Source organism: Castellaniella sp., assembly GCF_049673105.1.
Lineage (GTDB): Bacteria > Pseudomonadota > Gammaproteobacteria > Burkholderiales > Burkholderiaceae_B > Castellaniella.
Genome location: NZ_JBATXG010000017.1, coordinates 1 through 19,256 on the forward strand (window position 1 = coordinate 1; position 19,256 = coordinate 19,256).

The 19,256-nt window shown below is 62.4% G+C and carries 19 protein-coding genes and 1 pseudogene; 17 read left to right on the forward strand and 3 right to left on the reverse strand.

The window, feature by feature from the left end; all coding sequences use genetic code 11:
• Positions 1–91: 91 nt before the first annotated feature.
• The 8 genes and pseudogenes from WBF69_RS06105 to WBF69_RS06140 all read left to right on the forward strand — a co-directional run bounded on the left by WBF69_RS06105 (position 92) and on the right by WBF69_RS06140 (position 7,234).
• The gene (locus WBF69_RS06105; protein WP_424262267.1) at positions 92–1,015 is read left to right on the forward strand and encodes a histone deacetylase family protein; all 924 of its coding nucleotides are present in this window, start codon (positions 92–94) and stop codon (positions 1,013–1,015) included.
• A 77-nt stretch (positions 1,016–1,092) separates the two neighbouring features.
• On the forward strand, positions 1,093–1,842 hold the full coding sequence (locus WBF69_RS06110) for an electron transfer flavoprotein subunit beta/FixA family protein (RefSeq protein WP_424262269.1): 750 nt from the start codon (positions 1,093–1,095) through the stop codon (positions 1,840–1,842).
• Positions 1,843–2,772 (forward strand): electron transfer flavoprotein subunit alpha/FixB family protein, encoded by a 930-nt coding sequence (locus WBF69_RS06115; RefSeq protein ID WP_424262271.1) that lies wholly within the window; start codon positions 1,843–1,845, stop codon positions 2,770–2,772.
• A gap of 93 nt (positions 2,773–2,865) precedes the next feature.
• Positions 2,866–4,688: pseudogene (locus WBF69_RS06120) on the forward strand (acyl-CoA dehydrogenase).
• Between the two features lie 102 nt (positions 4,689–4,790).
• Entirely contained in the window at positions 4,791–5,432 is a 642-nt protein-coding gene (locus WBF69_RS06125) for a peroxiredoxin (protein ID WP_424262273.1), read from the forward strand.
• A 152-nt stretch (positions 5,433–5,584) separates the two neighbouring features.
• Positions 5,585–5,893 (forward strand): hypothetical protein, encoded by a 309-nt coding sequence (locus tag WBF69_RS06130; RefSeq protein WP_424262275.1) that lies wholly within the window; start codon positions 5,585–5,587, stop codon positions 5,891–5,893.
• Between the two features lie 80 nt (positions 5,894–5,973).
• Positions 5,974–6,345, forward strand: a complete 372-nt coding sequence (rplS, locus tag WBF69_RS06135) for a 50S ribosomal protein L19 (RefSeq protein ID WP_424262277.1) — start codon at positions 5,974–5,976, stop codon at positions 6,343–6,345.
• Between the two features lie 154 nt (positions 6,346–6,499).
• Complete coding sequence (locus WBF69_RS06140) at positions 6,500–7,234, forward strand: CoA pyrophosphatase (protein ID WP_424262280.1); 735 nt, start codon at positions 6,500–6,502, stop codon at positions 7,232–7,234.
• Here the strand turns inward: WBF69_RS06140 and rsgA are convergent.
• Positions 7,228–8,127, reverse strand: a complete 900-nt coding sequence (gene rsgA / locus WBF69_RS06145; RefSeq protein WP_424262282.1) for a ribosome small subunit-dependent GTPase A — start codon at positions 8,125–8,127, stop codon at positions 7,228–7,230. The two genes, WBF69_RS06140 and rsgA, sit on opposite strands and share 7 nt — an antisense overlap.
• Complete coding sequence (locus tag WBF69_RS06150; RefSeq protein ID WP_424262284.1) at positions 8,120–9,364, reverse strand: M48 family metallopeptidase; 1,245 nt, start codon at positions 9,362–9,364, stop codon at positions 8,120–8,122. Before WBF69_RS06150 ends, rsgA begins: the two co-directional genes overlap by 8 nt.
• Positions 9,365–9,418: 54 nt before the next feature.
• Between WBF69_RS06150 and orn the strand changes: the two genes are divergently transcribed.
• The 7 genes from orn (at position 9,419) to WBF69_RS06185 (ending at position 15,605) form a co-directional block, all read left to right on the forward strand.
• Positions 9,419–9,964, forward strand: a complete 546-nt coding sequence (gene orn, locus WBF69_RS06155; protein ID WP_424262286.1) for an oligoribonuclease — start codon at positions 9,419–9,421, stop codon at positions 9,962–9,964.
• Positions 9,965–9,974: 10 nt separating this feature from the next.
• Positions 9,975–10,421, forward strand: a complete 447-nt coding sequence (gene acpS, locus WBF69_RS06160) for a holo-ACP synthase (RefSeq protein WP_424262288.1) — start codon at positions 9,975–9,977, stop codon at positions 10,419–10,421.
• Between the two features lie 7 nt (positions 10,422–10,428).
• Entirely contained in the window at positions 10,429–11,475 is a 1,047-nt protein-coding gene (nagZ, locus tag WBF69_RS06165; RefSeq protein ID WP_424262290.1) for a beta-N-acetylhexosaminidase, read from the forward strand.
• Positions 11,438–13,261 carry an excinuclease ABC subunit UvrC gene (gene uvrC, locus WBF69_RS06170; protein ID WP_424262292.1) on the forward strand — a complete coding sequence of 608 codons (1,824 nt, stop codon included), beginning with the start codon at positions 11,438–11,440 and terminating at the stop codon, positions 13,259–13,261. The genes nagZ and uvrC overlap by 38 nt, the downstream gene beginning before the upstream one ends.
• A gap of 98 nt (positions 13,262–13,359) precedes the next feature.
• Complete coding sequence (pgsA, locus tag WBF69_RS06175) at positions 13,360–13,929, forward strand: CDP-diacylglycerol--glycerol-3-phosphate 3-phosphatidyltransferase (protein ID WP_424262294.1); 570 nt, start codon at positions 13,360–13,362, stop codon at positions 13,927–13,929.
• Between the two features lie 24 nt (positions 13,930–13,953).
• Positions 13,954–14,139, forward strand: a complete 186-nt coding sequence (locus WBF69_RS06180) for a hypothetical protein (protein ID WP_424262296.1) — start codon at positions 13,954–13,956, stop codon at positions 14,137–14,139.
• The gene (locus WBF69_RS06185; protein ID WP_424262298.1) at positions 14,136–15,605 is read left to right on the forward strand and encodes a sodium:solute symporter family protein; all 1,470 of its coding nucleotides are present in this window, start codon (positions 14,136–14,138) and stop codon (positions 15,603–15,605) included. The genes WBF69_RS06180 and WBF69_RS06185 overlap by 4 nt, the downstream gene beginning before the upstream one ends.
• 75 nt (positions 15,606–15,680) lie before the next feature.
• Here the strand turns inward: WBF69_RS06185 and queF are convergent, their stop codons facing one another.
• Positions 15,681–16,511, reverse strand: a complete 831-nt coding sequence (gene queF / locus WBF69_RS06190) for an NADPH-dependent 7-cyano-7-deazaguanine reductase QueF (RefSeq protein ID WP_424262300.1) — start codon at positions 16,509–16,511, stop codon at positions 15,681–15,683.
• 298 nt (positions 16,512–16,809) lie between these two features.
• Here queF and aceA point away from each other — a divergent pair, with 298 nt between their 5' ends.
• Positions 16,810–18,129, forward strand: coding sequence for an isocitrate lyase (gene aceA, locus WBF69_RS06195; RefSeq protein ID WP_424262302.1), 1,320 nt, complete (start codon positions 16,810–16,812; stop codon positions 18,127–18,129).
• Between the two features lie 176 nt (positions 18,130–18,305).
• Positions 18,306–19,244, forward strand: coding sequence for a hypothetical protein (locus tag WBF69_RS06200; RefSeq protein WP_424262304.1), 939 nt, complete (start codon positions 18,306–18,308; stop codon positions 19,242–19,244).
• Positions 19,245–19,256: the final 12 nt, after the last annotated feature.

Genomic DNA, 19,256 nt, shown 5'->3' on the forward strand with positions numbered 1-19,256 from the left:
GGAACCGCTGTGGCTGCTGGCGCAGCCGGATATAAAAAGCGACGCTACGGCAACTTGCAAAATACGGGTTGGTCTGAACATAATCGCCCTTATGGAGACGCTCTATATTACTCATCCCGCCTGCCGCCTGCATGAAATGGGTTCCTGGCATCCCGAATCCCCGCAGCGCTTGGACGCAGTGGCCGACCAGCTGGTCGCGAGCGGGCTGATGGATTTTCTATCGCAAAAGCAGGCCCGGCCCGCTTCCCCGGACGATGTGCTGCGGGTGCATTCCCCGGAATACCTGGCCTTTTTGCGGCAACATGCCCCCGCGCATGGGTACTTTCCGGTGGATTCCGACACGATCATGAACCCGGACACCCTGCAGGCGGCGTGGGCCGCCGCGGGCGCGGGACTGACAGCGCTGGATGAAATTCTGGCAGGACACGCGCAGACGGCGTTTTGCGCCATTCGGCCGCCGGGGCATCATGCCCGGCCCGCTCAGGCGCTGGGGTTCTGTTTTTTTAATAATGTCGCTGTGGCAGCCCGGTATGCGCTGGATCATCATGGGTTGCAGCGCGTCGCCATCGTCGATTTTGACGTGCATCATGGTAATGGCACCGAGGAAGTTTTCCTGCACGAAGACCGTGTCATGATGTGTAGCTTCTATCAGTATCCCCTGTTCCCGGATACGCGTCAGGATCATCCCGGAGCGAATATGATCAATATCCCCGTGGATGCCTATTCCGATGGCCAGGTGGTGCGTGATCTGGCTACACAGCACTGGTTGCCGGCGCTTCGCCGCTTTCAGCCGGAACTGATCCTGGTGTCGGCGGGGTTCGATGCCCATCGCGAAGACGATATGGGCAGTCTGAAGCTGGTCGAGGCGGATTACGCCTGGATCACGGAACGCCTGGTCGAGGTGGCCGCCGAATCCGCTCAGGGGCGGATCGTCAGTTTCCTGGAAGGCGGGTACGATCTGTCCGCCCTGGGGCGCAGTGTAGTCGCACATGTGCGGGCATTAGGGGGGTATTGATTGATGTGTATGGCATCTGATTTCTTGCCGCAGTGCGGCGCCTGCATTCTCTTTTCTTTTCATTCTGGAGCAGCTCGATGAAGGTCCTGGTACCGGTCAAGCGCGTCGTTGACTTCAACGTCAAGGTCCGCGTCAAATCCGATCACACTGGCGTGGACATCGCCAACGTCAAAATGTCCATGAACCCGTTCGACGAGATCGCCGTCGAGGAAGCCGTCCGTCTGAAGGAGAAGGGCGTGGTGGCCGAAGTCGTGGCCGTGTCTTGCGGGGTGGCGCAATGCCAGGAAACCTTGCGCACGGCGATGGCGATCGGCGCGGATCGCGGCATTCTGGTGCAGACCGATGTCGAGCTGCAGCCCCTGGCGGTGGCGAAAATGCTGGCGGCGCTGGCGCAAAAAGAGCAGCCGCAGCTGATCGTGCTGGGCAAGCAGGCCATCGACGACGATGCCAACCAGACCGGCCAGATGCTGGCGGCCTTGCTGGACTGGCCCCAGGCCACCAATGCCAGCCAGGTCGAGGTGCAGGGCGATCGGGTGCAGGTCACGCGTGAAGTCGACGGTGGGCTGGAGACGCTCAGCCTGGCGCTGCCGGCGGTCATCACCACCGACCTGCGGCTAAACGAGCCGCGCTACGTGACGCTGCCCAACATCATGAAGGCCAAGAAAAAGCCGCTGGATACGGTCTTGCCGGCGGATCTGAATGTGGATCCCGCGCCGCGCCTGAAGACGCTGAAGGTCACGGAACCGCCCAGCCGGTCGGCGGGCGTGATCGTGCCCGATGTGGCGGCGCTGGTGGATAAACTGAAAAACGAAGCGAAGGTGATCTGAATGAGCGTTCTGGTTATTGCTGAACACGACAACGCCCGATTGGGCGTGGCGACCCGCAACGTCGTGGCGGCGGCTGCGGCCCTGGGGGGCGATGTGCACGTGCTGGTGGCGGGCTCTGGCGCTCAGGCGGTGGCCCAGGAGGCCGCGCAGACGGCATCCGTGGCCAAGGTGCTGCTGGCCGATGGTCCGGCCCTGGCCGATGCGCTGGCGGAAAATCTGGCTGCTCAGGTGCTGGCGATTGCCGACGGCTACAGCCACATTCTGTTTGCAGCGACGGCGTCGGGCAAGAACGTTGCCCCGCGCGTGGCGGCCAAACTCGATGTGGCGCAGATCTCCGATATCGTGGCGGTCGAATCGGCGGATACCTTCGTGCGTCCGATCTATGCGGGCAATGCGCTGGCGACCGTGCAATCGGCGGATGCGAAAAAGGTCCTCACCGTGCGCACCACGGCGTTCGATCCGGTGGCGGCCAGTGGCGGTGGCGCGGCGGTCGAATCCGTGGCGGCGGTGGCGGATGCCGGCCAATCGTCCTTCGTGGGCCGGGAACTTGCCAAGAGCGATCGCCCCGATCTGACGGCGGCGTCCGTGGTGATTTCGGGGGGCCGCGGCCTGGGCAGCGCGGAAAATTTCAAGATCCTGGATCCGCTGGCCGACAAGCTGGGCGCTGCGCTGGGCGCTTCGCGCGCGGCGGTGGACGCGGGCTACGCGCCCAACGACTGGCAGGTGGGCCAGACGGGCAAGATCGTGGCGCCGCAGTTGTACGTGGCGGTGGGGATTTCCGGCGCCATCCAGCATCTGGCCGGGATGAAGGACTCCAAGGTCATCGTCGCCATCAACAAGGACGCCGAGGCGCCGATCTTTGGTGTGGCGGACTACGGCCTGGTGGCCGATCTGTTCGAGGCCGTGCCGGAACTGGTCAAGGCGCTCTGATCCTCAACCAAACGACGGGCCTCTCAGAGGCCCGTCCTGCTTCCCGCAGAATGACCGGTTGGCGGCCGGATTCTGCCCCTCACAGGAATTGTCATGACATATCAGGTCCCTACTCAGGATATCCGCTTCATTCTGCGCGAACTAGCCGATTTGTCCGGCGTGTTGGCCTTGCCCGGCTTTGAAGAAGTCTCGGACGATCTGGTGGATGCCGTTCTGGAAGAAAACGCCCGTTTCGTCGAGCAGGAGATCGTTCCGCTGAATCGCGTGGGCGATACCCAACCGGCTCAGTGGCAGGATGGCATGGTACGGACCACGCCCGGCTTTCAGGCGGCGTTCCAGGCTTTCGCGCAAGGGGGCTGGCAGGGGCTGCCGCACGAGGTCGAATTCGGCGGCCAGGGGCTGCCCAAGCTGGTGTCGGCGCCTGTGACCGAAAGCCTGAATGCCGGCAATCTGTCCTTTTCCCTGTGTCCGCTGCTGACCGATGGCGTGATCGAAGCCCTGTCCATGGTCGGGACGGCGGAACAGAAGTCCCGCTTCATTCCGCCGCTGCTGGAAGGCCGCTGGACTGGCACCATGAACCTGACAGAACCCCAGGCGGGTTCCGACCTGGCTTTGTTGAAGACGCGCGCCGTGCGTCAGGATGACGGCAGCTACCGCATCAGTGGCCAGAAGATCTTCATTACCTACGGGGATCATGACCTGGCCGAGAACATCATCCATCTGGTGCTGGCCCGCACCCCGGACGCGCCCAAGGGCATCAAGGGGATTTCCCTGTTCATCGTGCCGAAATTCCTGGTGAACGAGGACGGCAGCCTGGGCAAGCGCAACGATGTCTATTGCGCGTCGCTGGAACACAAATTGGGTATCCACGGCAGCCCGACCGCCGTGTTGCTGTACGGGTCCGACAAGGGCCAGGTCGGCGAGGGCGCGATTGGCTACCTGATCGGCGAGGAAAATCGCGGTCTGGAATACATGTTCATCATGATGAACGCCGCCCGCTATGCGGTGGGTTTACAGGGGGTGGCGGTGTCTGAACGCGCCTTGCAGCATGCTGCGGCCTATGCCGCCGAGCGGGTGCAGGGCAATGCGCTGGAAGGCTCCGACGGGCCGGTGCCGATTGCCCGTCACCCGGATGTGGCTCGCATGCTGGGCACGATGCGGGGCCTGAGCGAGGGCGCCCGAGCCGTCGCCTATGTGGCTGCCGGCTACCGGGACAAGGCTGCACATGCGGCCAGCGACGCCGACCGGGCGCATTTCAAGGCGATCTACGAATACTGCGTGCCCATCGTCAAGGGGTTTTCCACGGAAGCGTCCGTCGAGGTTGCATCCCTGGGGGTGCAGGTGCATGGCGGCATGGGGTTCATCGAGGAAACCGGGGCAGCTCAGTATTACCGGGATGCCCGCATCTTGCCGATCTACGAGGGCACTACGGCGATTCAGGCCAATGATTTCATCGGGCGCAAGATTGTGCGCGATGGCGGCAAGGTCGCGCAGGAACAGATTGCCGGTATCCGCGCCACTGCAGCGTCCTTGCGGGCGGCGGTGGGGACGCATGCCGACGCGCTGGGGCTGATCGGGCGGCGCCTGGAAGACGCTGCCCAGGCATATGAGTCTGCCGTGCAGTTCGTCCTGGAGAATATCCGCGAGGATATTCGGGGCGTGTTCACCGGCAGCGTGTCCTGCCTGATGCTGGCCGGCACGGCGCATGCGGGCTGGCAGCTGGGGCGTGCCGCGCTGGCGGCGGCTGCGGCGATTCAGGACGGGTCGTCCGACCCGTTCTACGTCAACAAGATCGCCACCGCCGTGCAGTATGCCGTGCAGGTCCTGCCGCGTGCTGCCGCGCTGAATGCCGCGATCCAGGAGGGCGGTCTGGCGGACCGCTATGTGCCGCAGATGCAGATATAGTTATAACTTAGTTGTATTTCAATAGCTCCCTATATTCTGCAAGAATCTTAAGTGTCTAAACCAATTCGCCGCCTGGGTGTCCAGGCGGCTGTCACTTGGAACAGGAGTTATTGATGGCCACACTGCGTCTGGGCGATATCGCCCCCGATTTCGAACAAGAATCCTCGCTGGGGAAAATCAAATTCCATGAATGGCTGGGCGATGGCTGGGGGGTGTTGTTTTCCCATCCGGCGGATTTCACCCCGGTCTGCACCACCGAATTGGGCTATACCGCCATCGTTTCGGGCGATTTCGCCAAACGCGGCGCGAAAGTGATCGCGGTCTCCGTCGACGGCAAGCAGTCCCACATCGACTGGATCAAGGACATCAACGAGACGCAAAAGACGAATGTCCAGTACCCGATCCTGGCCGATGAAGACCGCAAGGTCGCCACGCTGTACGACATGATCCACCCGAACGCCAGTACCACCGCGACGGTGCGTTCGGTGTTCGTGATCGACCCGCACAAGAAGATCCGCCTGATCCTGACCTATCCGGCCAGCACCGGTCGCAACTTCGATGAAATCCTGCGCGCGCTGGATTCCATCCAATTGACCGACAACTACAGCGTGGCCACCCCGGTGAACTGGAAACCGGGCGAGGACGTCATCATTGCCCCGTCGCTCAAGGACCCGGCTGTGCTGAAGGAAAAATTCCCCAAGGGCTACAAAGAAGTGCGCCCGTATCTGCGTACCACGCCGCAGCCGAATCTCTGATCATCGGCTTGCTGTGGCGCGCCGGCTCCCGAAACGGGAGCCGGCGTTTTATTTTTCCTCTTGCATGATTGGCTGTTTATTTGTACAGTATTCACATTACTGGATGAAAACACAGCTATGGCCGGTTTCGGCCAGGTACACAGGGGATCAATATGGCTGGATCAATCGGGTGGGAAACATGGGCAGGGCATGGCGCCGGGGCATCCCGCTGGGGCGTGTCGGGCGTCTTGCAGGGACCCTGGGTCCCGGGCGGGGCATGGGGCGGTCGTCGGACTGGCCGGCGTACCAGCCCGAAAACAGAACGGACACCGGCTGCCTTGACTGCGCCGCGCAGCCATGCGCACCGGCCTCGCATCGCCTGGCGCCGCCTGGCGGCGCTGACCGGCGACGTACTCATGGTGCTGGTGTGGGCCGCCATGATTCCGGGCATGATGTGGTTGGGGGCGGTCGCGGGCTTCTGATATAATCTCGTGTTTACCGCATCCTCTGTAACGGCACCAATCCTATTTCATAGCCGTTTCCAAGATGCTTCGGAGCTACCGTGAATCTCATCGAAACCATTGAACAAGAAGAAATCGCGCGCCTGACCGAAGGCCGTGTCATCCCCGACTTTGGTCCGGGCGACACCGTGATCGTCAGCGTGAACGTCGTCGAAGGCACGCGCAAGCGCGCCCAGGCTTACGAAGGTGTGGTCATCGCCCGCCGCAATCGGGGTCTGAATTCCGCTTTCACCGTGCGCAAGATCTCCTCCGGCGAAGCCGTGGAACGCACCTTCCAGCTGTATTCCCCGCAGATCGCTGCCATCGAAGTCAAGCGTCGCGGCGATGTCCGCCGTGCTAAGCTGTACTACCTGCGCGGCCGTACGGGTAAGGCTGCTCGCATCAAGGAAAAGCTGGTTCGCAAATCCGCCTAATCGGTTTGGATCGCATGAACAAAAAGGCACCCGTCAGGGTGCCTTTTTCTTTGGTGTCCTGGATGCATCGGCCTGAGGCTGGCCATTGCGTCAGTGGGGCGGATCGTGCGGGTGATGCAGAAACAGGCCTACCGGCTTATTTTTTCTGGATGTCATGACGCAGCTGATTCCTTCTCCGGGTCTGATAAAACCTACAGGGTTTGATCCCACGGCCCAGCCGATCTTGCCGGGGGCGCTTTTGCCGCCCTTGCCTTCGGAATGTCTGCAGCTGGACTATATCCGTCAGGCGTTTGCTCGCTCGGTCGACTGGCGGGTCGAACCTCTATTCGCTCAGGCCTTCTTGCCGGACAATCCTGCGCTGGCGCAGGCGCGCCAGGCCGCCGTGTTGATGCCGCTGGTGCAGCGAGACACCGGCTTGCATGTCTTGTTCACCCGGCGAGCCGCCCATTTGCATGATCATGCCGGACAGATCAGCTTTCCGGGGGGGCGTATCGAATCCAGCGATGCCGATGCAGTGGCTGCAGCCATTCGCGAGACCCGCGAAGAAATCGGCGTGGATCAGCGTTTTGTGCAGGTCATGGGGGTGCAGCCTTCCTTGCTGACCACCACGCATTTCGTGATGACGCCGGTCGTGGGGGAATTGCTGCCGGGTTTCCGCATCGCGGCGGATCAGTCTGAGGTCGCCGAGGTGTTCGAAGTGCCCCTTGGCGTGCTGATGGACCCGACCCAGCACCATCTGCACCAGTTGCAGACCGCATGGGGACATGGCCGCTGCTATTTTTCGGTCAGCTGGCAGTCGTATTTCATCTGGGGAGCGACGGCCATTCTGATCCGTAATTTCTATTATTTTCTGGCCGCTTCAGCCGGGGTGGCCATCAGCGCTCAGTAGCGTTTGGCTGCTTCGTTTTCTGCCAGGATGCGCAGGTACAGTGCGTGCCGTTGAGCGGAAATGGCGCCCTGAGTGATCGCCGCCAATACTCCGCACCCTGGTTCATGGCGGTGCGTGCAGTTGTAGAAGCGGCATTGGGCGATCGCCGGGGCGAACTCCGGGAAGCCATGCTCGATTTCCCGGGGGTCCAGATGCTGCAAGCCAAAGGCCTGAAAGCCCGGAGAATCGATCAGATCGCCGCCTCCGGGCAGGGCATACAGACGGGTGAGGGTAGTCGTGTGGCGGCCAGTGCCCAGCGCTTCAGAATGCGCCTGGGTGGCGGCCAGCGCATCGGGCACCAGGGCATTGAGCAGCGTGGATTTTCCCATGCCGCTTTGGCCTAGCAACAGGGTGCAGCGGTCTTGCAGCAGGGGCAGCAACTGTTCGTGCACCTGAGCGGCATTCAGGGCGCTTAGCATGTGCACCGGCACGCCCAGGGCTTCGGTGGCGCCCAGGCGTTGGCGTGCCGCCGCGGTCGTGGGCAAGTCGGCCTTGTTCAGCACGATGTGGGCTGGAATATCGGCGCTGCTGGCGGCGACCAGCGCCCGGCCCAACAGGTCGTCGGAAAATTCCGGCTCGGCAGCCAGCACCAGCAGCAGTTGGTCGATATTGGCCGCAAACAGTTTGCTGCGCTGGATATCGGATCGGTAGAACAGGTTGCGGCGCGGCAGGACCTCGGTGATGACGCCTTCGTGCTCGCCTTCCGGCAAGATCAGCACGTGATCGCCCACCGCGATACCGGCCTTTTTGCCTCGGGGGTAGCAGTGGCGCGACTGATCGGTGTGGTCGATGGTCACGCGATAGTGACGCCCGTGGACAGCAGTGACGCGGCCTTGCAGCGGGTCTTTAGCCATCGTGCAGGTGAGCGATGCGCACGGCAGCCGAAGGGTGGCTGTCGTACCAGGCGGAGTGGATGGGATCCGGGGTCAGTGTGGCGGCATTATCGTCGTACAGTTTGACCAGGGCGCTTTCCAGGGGGGCTGCGCCGCATTGCTGGACGGCATAGCGGTCCGCCTGAAATTCGTCTCGGCGCGACATCAGACTGGCCAGCGGCGTCGCCCAGAAAGTGAACACCGGCAGCGTCAGCATGAACAGCATCAGCGCCAGGCCGTCATTGGGCCGCCCTAGCTGGGGGAAGACGCCCAGCCCGGTATAAAACCATAGCTGGGTGGACAGCCAGGCCAGCAGTTGCAGGAAGATGCCTGCCGTGATGAAACTGACCACGATGCGCCGCAGAATATGATGATGGGCGAAGTGCCCTAATTCATGGGCCAGGACGGCTTCGACCTCGTCGGCATTCAGGCGCGAGAGCAGGGTATCGAAAAAGACGATGCGGCGGTGGCGCCCGAAACCGGTGAAATAGGCGTTGCCGTGCGCCGAACGGCGCGAGCCGTCCATCACGAATAGACCGGACAGGCCGAAATGACAGCGTTGCGCCAGGGCGTGGATGCGGGCACTGAGCGCCGGGTCGTCGAGCGGGGTGAAGCGGTTGAAGAGCGGCGCGATGAAGCTGGGGTACAGCCAGAGCACCAGCAGATTGAAGGCTACCCACAGTCCCCAGGCCCACCAGGCCCAGCCGGTCCCGGTGGCTCCCATGACCCACAGGATGGCAGCCAGCAGGGGCGTCCCCAGCGCCAGGGTGACGAGCAGCATCTTCAGCGCGTCGGCGATGAACAGGCGCGGCGTCATGCGGTTGAATCCGTAGCGGGCTTCCAGGTGAAATGTGCGCCAGGCGGCAAAGATCAGGCCGATGGCGCCCAGCAGGGCCAGCACGCAGCCGACCAGCGCCAGTTGACGCCATAGCTCGTGTTCGATCAGGCGGCCCAGCGTCAGGTCCAGGGCCTGCAGCCCGCCCAGCAGGGTCAGGGCCAGCAGGATGGCGGCTTCGGTGATGCGTTCGACCATCGCCAACTGGCAGCGGGCGACGGTGTAGTCGGCGGCGCGCTGATGGCTGCGCAGGCTGATATGGTCGAGGAAGGCCGTCGGGACGCTGTCGCGATGGGCCAGGACGTGACGGATCTGCCGGCGGGCCAGCCAGTAGCGGATCAGCAGATCGCCGATCAGGCAGGCGAGAAACAGAGAGGTCAGCATGTCCGTGCGGCCAATATGCGAAAATCAGGTTTTTAGTTGAAAGGATTATAGGTGATGGCTGCGAATGATCAGCGCCTGATTTGGCTGGATATGGAAATGTCCGGCTTGGATCCTGAAAAAGAACGCATTCTGGAAATTGCCCTGATTGTCACTGAACCCGATCTGACCGAAGTCGCACAGGCGCCGGTGCTGGTGGTGCATCAGGATGCCGCGGTGCTCGACGGCATGGATAAATGGAACCAGTCCACACATGGCAAAAGCGGCCTGATCGATCGGGTCAAGGCCTCCACCCTGACGGAAACCCAGGTCGAAGACATCCTGTTGGAATTTCTGGCCCCTCTGGTGCCGGCGGGCAAGTCGCCCATGTGCGGCAACACCATCGGCCAGGATCGGCGCTTCATGGTGAAATACATGCCGCGCCTGGAAGCCTATTTCCACTACCGCAACCTGGACGTCAGCACCTTGAAGGAACTGTCGTTGCGCTGGAAGCCCGAGGTCTACCGCAGCTTCACCAAAGCCAGCAAGCACGAAGCCCTGGCCGACATCCAGGAATCCATCAATGAACTGAAGCACTACCGCGAACACTTCCTGCGCCTATAGGAGACATGAGATGACAGGCGCAGGCATCGCCGGCATCGGCACGGATTTGTTGCGGGTGGATCGCATCGAGCGCGTCTATGCGCGGCACGGCGAACGTTTTGTCCAGCGCGTGCTGGGGGCCGATGAACAGCTGGTCCATGCGCGACGCGCAGCCCGGGATCCCCGGCGCGGCATCCTGTATCTGGCCACGCGCTTTGCCGCCAAAGAAGCCTTTTCCAAAGCCATCGGCCTGGGCATCCACATGCCCATGACCTGGTCGCGGGTGCAGATCCTGAACCGCCGGGGCGGAGCGCCGGAAATCCATCTGTCCGGCCCGTTAAAGGACTGGTACGATGCCCGCTTCGGGCAGGCGCATGTGTCGATGACGGATGAATCCGACATGGTGGCGGCCTTCGTCGTGGTGGAAGGCCGTCCGCCCGCGGCAGCGCCCGATGCTCAACCCTTACACAGTCACTAGAGCCTTCATGCAGAATCCCTTGCCTCCCGGACCCGTCATGGTCGATGTCGCCGGTCTGGAACTGACGACTGAAGAACTCGCGCGCCTGCGCCATCCGCAGGTGGGCGGCGTCATTCTGTTCGCCCGCAATTTCGCTGACCGCGAACAGTTGACCGCCTTGTGCGCCGCGATCCACGCCGCGCGCCAGGAACCCCTGCTGATCGCCGTCGATCACGAAGGGGGGCGTGTGCAGCGGTTTCGCACCGACGGATTCACGCCGCTGCCCGCCATGAGAACGCTAGGTCAGTGGTACGAACAGGACCCGCAAGCGGCGCTTCACGGAGCGACTGCGGTCGGCTTCGTGCTGGCCAGCGAACTGCGCGCCTGCGGGGTGGATTTCAGCTTCACGCCTGTGCTGGATCTGGATTACGGGGTCAGTCAGGTGATCGGCAACCGCGCCTTTCACGAAGATCCTGTCGTGGTGTCTCTGCTGGCCCGCGCCCTGGTTCAGGGGCTGGCGCAGGCCGGCATGGCGGCCTGCGGCAAGCATTTCCCAGGGCATGGGGCCGTCGCGGCGGATTCCCATCACGCGATTCCGGTGGATGACCGGTCGCTGGCCGATATTCTGGACGCCGATGCGTCCCCCTACCTCTGGTTGGGCGATCTGGTCCTGCCCGCCGTCATGCCTGCGCATGTCATCTATCCCCAGGTGGCGCCCGAACCCGCCGGGTTTTCACGCCGCTGGGTAAGCGGCATTCTGCGTGAGCAGTTTGCCTACGATGGCGTGGTGTTCTCCGACGATCTGACCATGGAAGGCGCCAGTGTGGCGGGCGACATCCATGCCCGCGCCCGCGCCGCCCTGGATGCCGGCTGCGATATGGTGCTGGTCTGCAATCGCCCCGACCTGGCGGATGAACTGCTGACGACCCTGGATGGCCGCCCGCTGGATCCCCAGGCGGTGCGCCGTATCCGGCGCCTGATGCCGACTCTACCGTCTCCGGACTGGGCGGCTCTTCTGTCCGACCCCAGGTATCTCCGTGCCCGAAGCCTTCGATCTGAAAACCTTTCTATCTGATCTGCCGCATCTGCCAGGCGTCTACCGGCATATCGATGCGCAGGGAGAGGTACTGTATGTAGGCAAGGCGCGTGACCTGAAGCGCCGCGTCAGTTCGTATTTCCAAAAAACCGGCCATGGTCCGCGCATCGCGCACATGCTGGCCCGCGTGGCACGCACCGAGGTCACGGTGACGCGTACCGAGGCCGAAGCGCTGATCCTGGAAAACAACCTGATCAAGCGCCTGAAGCCGCGCTACAACATCCTGTTCCGGGATGACAAGTCCTACCCCTACCTGCACATCACGGATCACGAAGCCCCGCGCATCGTCTATTACCGGGGGAGCACCCAGGGCAAAGGCCATTTTTTCGGTCCCTACCCCAATTCCTGGGCGGTGCGCGAGACCATCCAGATCCTGCAGAAAGTCTTCAAGCTGCGCACCTGCGAGGACAGCGTCTACGCACACCGCACGCGTCCCTGCCTGCTGTATCAGATCGGGCGCTGCTCGGCGCCTTGCGTGGGTAAGATTTCCCTGGAGGACTATCGCGCCGATGTGGATCGCGCCATCCGTTTCCTGGAAGGCCGCACCACGGAAGTCCTGCAGGATATTGAACAGCGCATGACGGCTGCTGCCGAGCGGCAGGATTTCGAGCAGGCGGCGGTGCTGCGCGACCAGATGCGGGCGCTGGCGAAAGTCCTGCAGCAACAGACCATGGAGCAGGTGGGCGAGGACAGCGCCGACATCATCGCGGTGGAAATCTCCGGCGGACGCGTGTGCGTCAATCTGGCGATGGTGCGGGCCGGGCGTCACCTGGGGGACAAGCCGCTGTTTCCGACCCAGGCCCAGGACGAATCCGCCGAAGAGGTGCTGTCGGCGTTCATCGCGCAGCACTATGCCGACAACCCGGTGCCGCCGGTGCTGGTCTGTTCGCATGCCTTGCCCGACCCGGATTTGATTTCCATGCTGGCGGAACAGCATGGGCACAAGGTGCGCGCCCTGTCGCGTCCGCAGGGCGCTCGTCGGGCCTGGCTGGAGCAGGCGCAACGCAATGCCCGGATGGCTCTGGCGCAGCGCCTGTCGGAATCCAGCGCCCGCGAGGCGCGTACGCTGGCTTTGGCGGTGGAGCTGGATCTGGATACGGATCCGGATACCCTGGCGGCCCTGCATATCGAGTGCTTCGACATCAGTCACACGGCGGGTGAAGCCACCCAGGCGTCTTGCGTGGTGTACAAGAATCACGCCATGCAGCATTCCTTGTACCGCCGTTTCAATATTGCGGGCATCGAGCCGGGCGATGATTATGCCGCCATGCGTCAGGCGCTGACCCGGCGCTACAGCCGAGTGGCGGATGGCGATGTAACGATGCCCGACATCGTCCTGATCGATGGCGGGGAAGGGCAGGTGGGAGTGGCCCGCCAGGTGTTCGAGGAATTGGGTCTGGATACCCGCTGCATCGTGGGCGTGAAGAAAGGCGACCACCGCAAGGTCGGTCTGGAAACCCTGGTGTTCGTCGATGGCCGGCCTGCCGTGGCGCTGGGGGTGGAATCCGCTGCCTTGATGCTGGTGGCCGAAGTGCGCGATGAGGCGCACCGCTTTGCCATCACCGGGATGCGGGCGCGTCGCGCCAAGGCACGTAATGTTTCGCGTCTGGAAGACATCGAGGGGGTCGGGCAGCACCGGCGCCGCAACCTGCTGGCCCGCTTCGGCGGGTTTTCCGGGGTGGTGGATGCCAGCATCGATGAGCTGGCGAGCGTGGATGGCATTTCCCGCCAACTGGCCGAGCGTATTTACCACGCCTTGCGCTGAAGAATGCGGCTTGTCGGCCTCATTTGGCCGGAATGTCCTGGTTTTCCCCGGTCTGGACCGCATGCCGGACATCTGCTTGGGGTAGTATTACATTTATCATGCCGTTCAATATCCCCATCGCCCTGACTTGGCTGCGCATAGCTATGATCCCGCTGCTCGTGGGATTGTTCTACTTGCCCGAAGCCTGGACCGCATCCGGCTGGCGCGACTGCGTGGCGGCGCTTGCCTTCATCGTGGCGGCTGTGACCGACTGGTTCGACGGGTATCTGGCCCGGCGCTGGAATCAGACCTCGGCGTTCGGCGCCTTTCTGGACCCCGTCGCCGACAAACTCATGGTGGTGGCGGCGCTGTTGATCCTGTTGAACCTGGGCCGGGTGGATCTGCTGATCGCCCTGGTCATCATCGGGCGCGAGTTGACCATCTCCGCCTTGCGCGAATGGATGGCGAAAATCGGCGCCAGCAGCAGCGTGGCGGTGCACTGGTTGGGAAAATTCAAAACAGCCGCCCAGATGGTCGCCATCCCCTGCCTGCTGTACTGGCAACCCATCGAAGGCGTGTCCACCCGCCTGGTCGGCTCCATCCTGATCGTGGTAGCGGCCATCCTGACGGTCTGGTCCATGTGCTACTACCTGAAAAAGGCGTGGCCGGAAATTCAGCGCCGCAGCTGATCTGCAACCTCACTTCCCGTCGTCATGGTTAGAAAACTGAGTCTCGCTGGCATCTGGATACTGGCGCTGCTGTGCTATGTGGTTCCATACCTGTTCCTGGATCAGGTGAATGCCTGGTATGGCAGTTTCCTGTTCTGGGCTGTGACGGGCGCCCTGGTGATCCTGCTTAACCTGGTGGCCACCCGCGATTTGCGGGGGCGTGACGAATGAGCGCCGCATCGCTCTGGATCGGCGTCGCCATCTATCTCGTCATTGCCCTGTATGTCGCCTGGCTGTCGCGAGACGAATCCGCCAATGGCAGCACGCCCAGCATGTCAGGCTATTTTTTGGGCGCGCGCAGCTTCGGCGGGTTCGTGTCGGCGCTTAGCTACAGCGCCACCACCTACAGCGCTTTCATGTTGGTGGGGCTGGCAGGCCTGACCTACAAAGGCGGCGTCGGGGCCTTCGGCTTCGAGATCGTCTATTTCGTGGGGGTGTCTCTGGTCGCCGTCTTCGGGCCCCGGTTCTGGCACGTGGGCAAGACCTACGACTTCATCACGCCCAGCGAAATGCTGGGTCATCGCTATCAGAGCAAGCCGGTCGCCGTCTCCATGGCGTTGACCAACTGTCTGTTCCTGATTCCCTATGCCGCCGTGCAGCTGGCCGGCGTGGGCTATCTGCTGGCGGGCATGAGCGACGGCGCCATCAGCTTCAGCACCGGCACCGTGTTTGCCACCGTCGTGGCGCTGGTCTTTTCATACATCGCCGGCATGCGCTCCATCATGTGGACGGATGCCCTGCAGGCCTTGTTCATGCTGGTCTCGGCGACTGCCGTGGCCTGGCTGGTGGTGCATCATCTGGGCGGGCCGGGCGCTTTGTTCGAGCAGCTCAGTCAGGAACCGGGCAATGTGCTGACGGTACCCGGGCCGGGGTTCTTCTCGTTTGCTACCTTTTTGGGCCTGACGCTGCCCTGGTTTTTCTTCAGCTTGTCGAATCCCCAGGTCAGCCAGCGCTTGTTCATGCCTCGAAACCTGTCGGCCTTGCGTCGCATGCTGATCGGTTTTCTGTGTTTCGGACTGATCTACACCCTGGTGTCCGTCACCTGGGGCTTTAGCGCACTGATTGCGTTGCCGGGCTTGTCCTCTCCGGATCTGGCGACCCCGCGTCTGCTGGGGTCGGACATGGTGCCGCCCATTCTGGCAGAGATCGTGATGATCGGTATTCTGGCCGCCGCCATTTCAACGATTGATTCCATCATGCTGACTTTGTCGTCCATGCTGTCGCGCGACGTCTACGCTCATGCCGCTGATCGTCCCAGCGAGGCGCGCCAGGTGCGCTTCGGTAAATGGGTGCTGGCCCTGATCGCCGTGCTGGCGCTGCTGTTTGCCGAATTGCGTCTCGATCTGATCGCCGTGCTGTCGGTGGCGGCGTCCACCGGTCTGGCGGTCGTCGTGCCGGCCATCGTCGGTGCGTTCTATTGGCGGCGGGGCACCGCCGCCGGCGCGCTGGCCAGCATTCTGGGCGGTAGCGCCATCGTGCTGATCCTGTTTGCCACTGGCATCCAACCCCTGGGGTTGTCGGCTGGCGTGTGGGTGTTGCCGGTCTCGGCGGCTCTGTTTGTCGGGGTCAGCTGGCTGAGCACGGCGCCGGTCGCCGTGGCCGATGCGTTCATGGCGGCGGCCAAGGGCCGCCGCTAGCCGCGAAATCTGGCGGCGCGGCGGTGGCGGCAGGATGGCACGCCATGTCTGCTGAAATGGGGCGCGCCGCCCTGTTTACTGCCGCAGCGTCCGGGTCTGTCCCAGATCTTTGATGGGGACATTCGCCCGCCAGGGATTGATGTCCAGCCCGCCACGACGGGTGTAACGGGCATACACCAGCAATTCTTCCGGCGCGCAGTGCGCCATGATTTCCCCATAGATTTTTTCCACGCACAGTTCGTGGAATTCGCCCTGATGGCGCAGGGACACGATGTAGCGCAGCAGGCCGGCATGGTCGATGCGCGGCCCCGCATACTGGATCTGCAGGCTGGCCCAGTCAGGTTGGCCGGTGACGGGGCAGTTGGATTTCATCAATTCCGTCACCAGGGTTTCGCGCACGAAGGGGGCCGGTTGCGACAGGACCAAGGTGTCCGGGGTCGGGGCGTCCGTCGGGGGAAAGTCGATGTCCTGATCGTCGATGCACGTGCCGCGCAGGGGCGCGCAGCTGAGTTCGAATGCCGGTCTCACGGACAGTACTTCCACATGCACGGGCTTGCCGCAGGCGCGACTGAGATCCGTGTATAGGCGTTGGCGCACGATGTCCGGGTATTCGAAGCGTTCGTCGTTGAGGCTATTCAGGTAAAGCTTGAAGGATTTCGATTCGATCAGGTGCGAGCTGTCGGCGGGAAAGGTGAATCTTCCCATGGCAACGACCGGGCGGCCTTTGGCGTTCAGCCAGGACAATTCATAGGCGTTCCAGATGTCGGCGCCGTGGGGCGCCTGGGGCAGATCCAGGCCGGCGCGCGTGTCGGCGCGGGCGATGGGATACAGCAGCGCCGGATCACAGTGATTCGACCCTGCTGTGTTGCGCCCTAGAGGGCTGTGTGCGAGTGCGGATATTTCCATGACTTTTCTCTTGGCGTCGTAGATCAGGGGGCGACAGGAATCATTGTACTGGGTGGGTGAGCAGGATTTCACATGATGAAAGCTTGGTTTTAGGATATGAAAAATTCGTGCTGCGTTGCATTGATGATGTTTTCATAATCAGGTAATTTATTTCATAACATGGAATTAGTTTTGTAACCTATTGAATATAATGAATAATATTTTCTATCTTATATAAGATATAAGTCATGTGTGCACTGCAGCATGAGCGTAGACTGTTTTCAACGGTTTCTTGTTTTACCTACTCAGGAGCAACACCATGACCTCTCGCGAAACGGAAGTGCGCAATCTGCAACGCAGCTGGGCCGAAGACGCCCGTTGGCAAGGTATCAAACGGGGCTACAGTGCCGACGAAGTCGTGCGCCTGCGTGGTTCCGTGGTGGTGGAACACACGCTGGCCCGCCGCGGGGCGGAAAAGCTGTGGGATTTGCTGCACACGGAAGATTTCGTCAATGCGCTGGGCGCCCTGACGGGTAATCAGGCCATGCAGCAGGTCAAAGCCGGTCTCAAAGCCATTTATCTGTCGGGTTGGCAGGTGGCGGGCGATGCCAATATCGCCGGTGAAATGTATCCGGACCAGTCGCTGTACCCGGCCAATTCCGTGCCTAGCGTCGTCAAGCGCATCAATAATTCCCTGACCCGCTGCGACCAGATCCAGTGGATGGAAGGCAAGAACCCCGGCGATGCGGACTATATCGACTATTTTGCGCCGATCGTGGCGGATGCCGAGGCCGGTTTCGGCGGGGTGCTGAATGCCTTCGAACTGATGAAATCCATGATCGAGGCGGGCGCTGCCGGCGTGCACTTCGAAGATCAGTTGGCTTCCGTCAAAAAATGCGGCCACATGGGCGGCAAAGTCCTGGTGCCGACGCGCGAAGCCGTCGCCAAACTGGTGTCGGCCCGTCTGGCCGCCGATGTGCTGAACGTGCCGACGCTGGTCGTGGCGCGCACCGATGCCGAAGCCGCCGATCTGCTGACCAGCAACATCGACGAGAACGACGCGCCTTTCGTGACAGGCGAGCGCACGGTGGAAGGCTTTTACCGCACCCGTGCGGGTCTGGATCAGGCGATCTCGCGCGGACTGGCCTATGCGCCGTATGCGGATCTGATCTGGTGCGAGACGTCCACCCCCAACCTGGAATACGCCCGTCGGTTCGCCGAGGCCGTCCACCGCCAGTTCCCCGGCAAGATGCTGGCCTACAACTGCTCGCCGTCCTTCAACTGGAAGAAAAATCTGGATGACGCTACGGTGGCGAAGTTCCAGCGTGAACTGGGCGCCATGGGCTACAAATTCCAGTTCATCACGCTGGCTGGCTTCCATTCCTTGAACTACGGCATGTTCGAGCTGGCTCATGGCTATGCCCGCACGCAGATGAGCGCTTTCGTCGAATTGCAGCAAAAGGAATTCGCTGCTGCCGACAAGGGCTTTACCGCCGTCAAGCACCAGCGCGAGGTCGGTGTCGGCTATTTCGATGCCGTGACGCAGGCCATCGAAGGCGGCCAGTCCTCGACCACGGCGCTGAGCGGTTCGACCGAGGAAGCCCAGTTTGACCAGGCACCGGCGGCCAAGGTCGCCTGAGCATGAAATATTGAGAGGGCAGGGGGATGAGGGGCCCCCTGAGAAGTGTTTTGGGAAGGCGCAAGCCTTCCCTTTTTTTGAAAACCGTTTTGAAAGCCATTGAAATACAACGGCTTGATGGTGATTTTTGATCTGGGTCAAAGTCCGTCGGAAATGGGCTGGCTATAGTCTATGCCATGAACCCCCGTTCTCTATTGACGCCGCCCCCTGATATGACCGATGCCATGCGCAGCGCACGCAGGCATATGCTGGCGCGTACCGGGCTGGCGTGGCTGATCATGATGCAGGTCATGATGCTGGCGTTTCCTGGCTATCTGCGTCATGGGGCGCGGGCGGCGGACGCTCAGCAGGCGTTGGAACAGGCCATCGTCCTGATGAACTGGCTCAGCCTGATCTTGTGCGTGCCGCTGGTGCTGTATTGCGCATGGCCGGTGTGGCAAGGCGCCTGGCGCAGTCTCAATCGAGGCAAGGTCGGCATGGACGTGCCGGTGGCGCTGGGTATCCTGGCTGCCTTTATTCCCAGTGTCATCGCCACCTGGCGCGATCAGGGCGAAGTCTATTTCGATTCCGTCTCCATGTTCGTCGCCTTTTTGCTCAGCGCCCGTTTTCTGGAACTGTGCGCCCGTCAGGCAGTGGCCGAACGCCATGCCGCAGATGCGGCCTTGCTGCGCCTGTCCGATCGCTTGGCGTTTTGGTTCGTGTGCATACAGATCTTGCTGGCCGGGCTGGTGGGCGCGTACTGGTGGCAGACGCAGCCTGAACAGGCGCTGGCGGTCACGGTGGCCCTGCTGGTCATGAGCTGCCCTTGTGCGCTGTCCATGTCGGTGCCGGCGGCGCTGGCGGCCCGCCGGGCGGCGTTGTTGCGCGACGGTCTCAGCCATAGCGACGGTGACTCGTCGGCGGATCTGGCCATGCGGCGCGTGGCCAAGCAAAACTTGGCGGGCTCCCTGGTCTGGCATGTGCTGGTGACGCCGCTGGCGGCATTCGGGTGGGTGCAGCCCTGGCTGGCGGCCATCACGATGCTGGTGTCTTCGCTGGCGGTGGCTGCCAACGCCTGGCGGCTGGCGCAGGGCGGGCAGGTCGATGCGGCGCCGCTGGCGGCGGATCCAGCCTGATCCGAGAAGCAG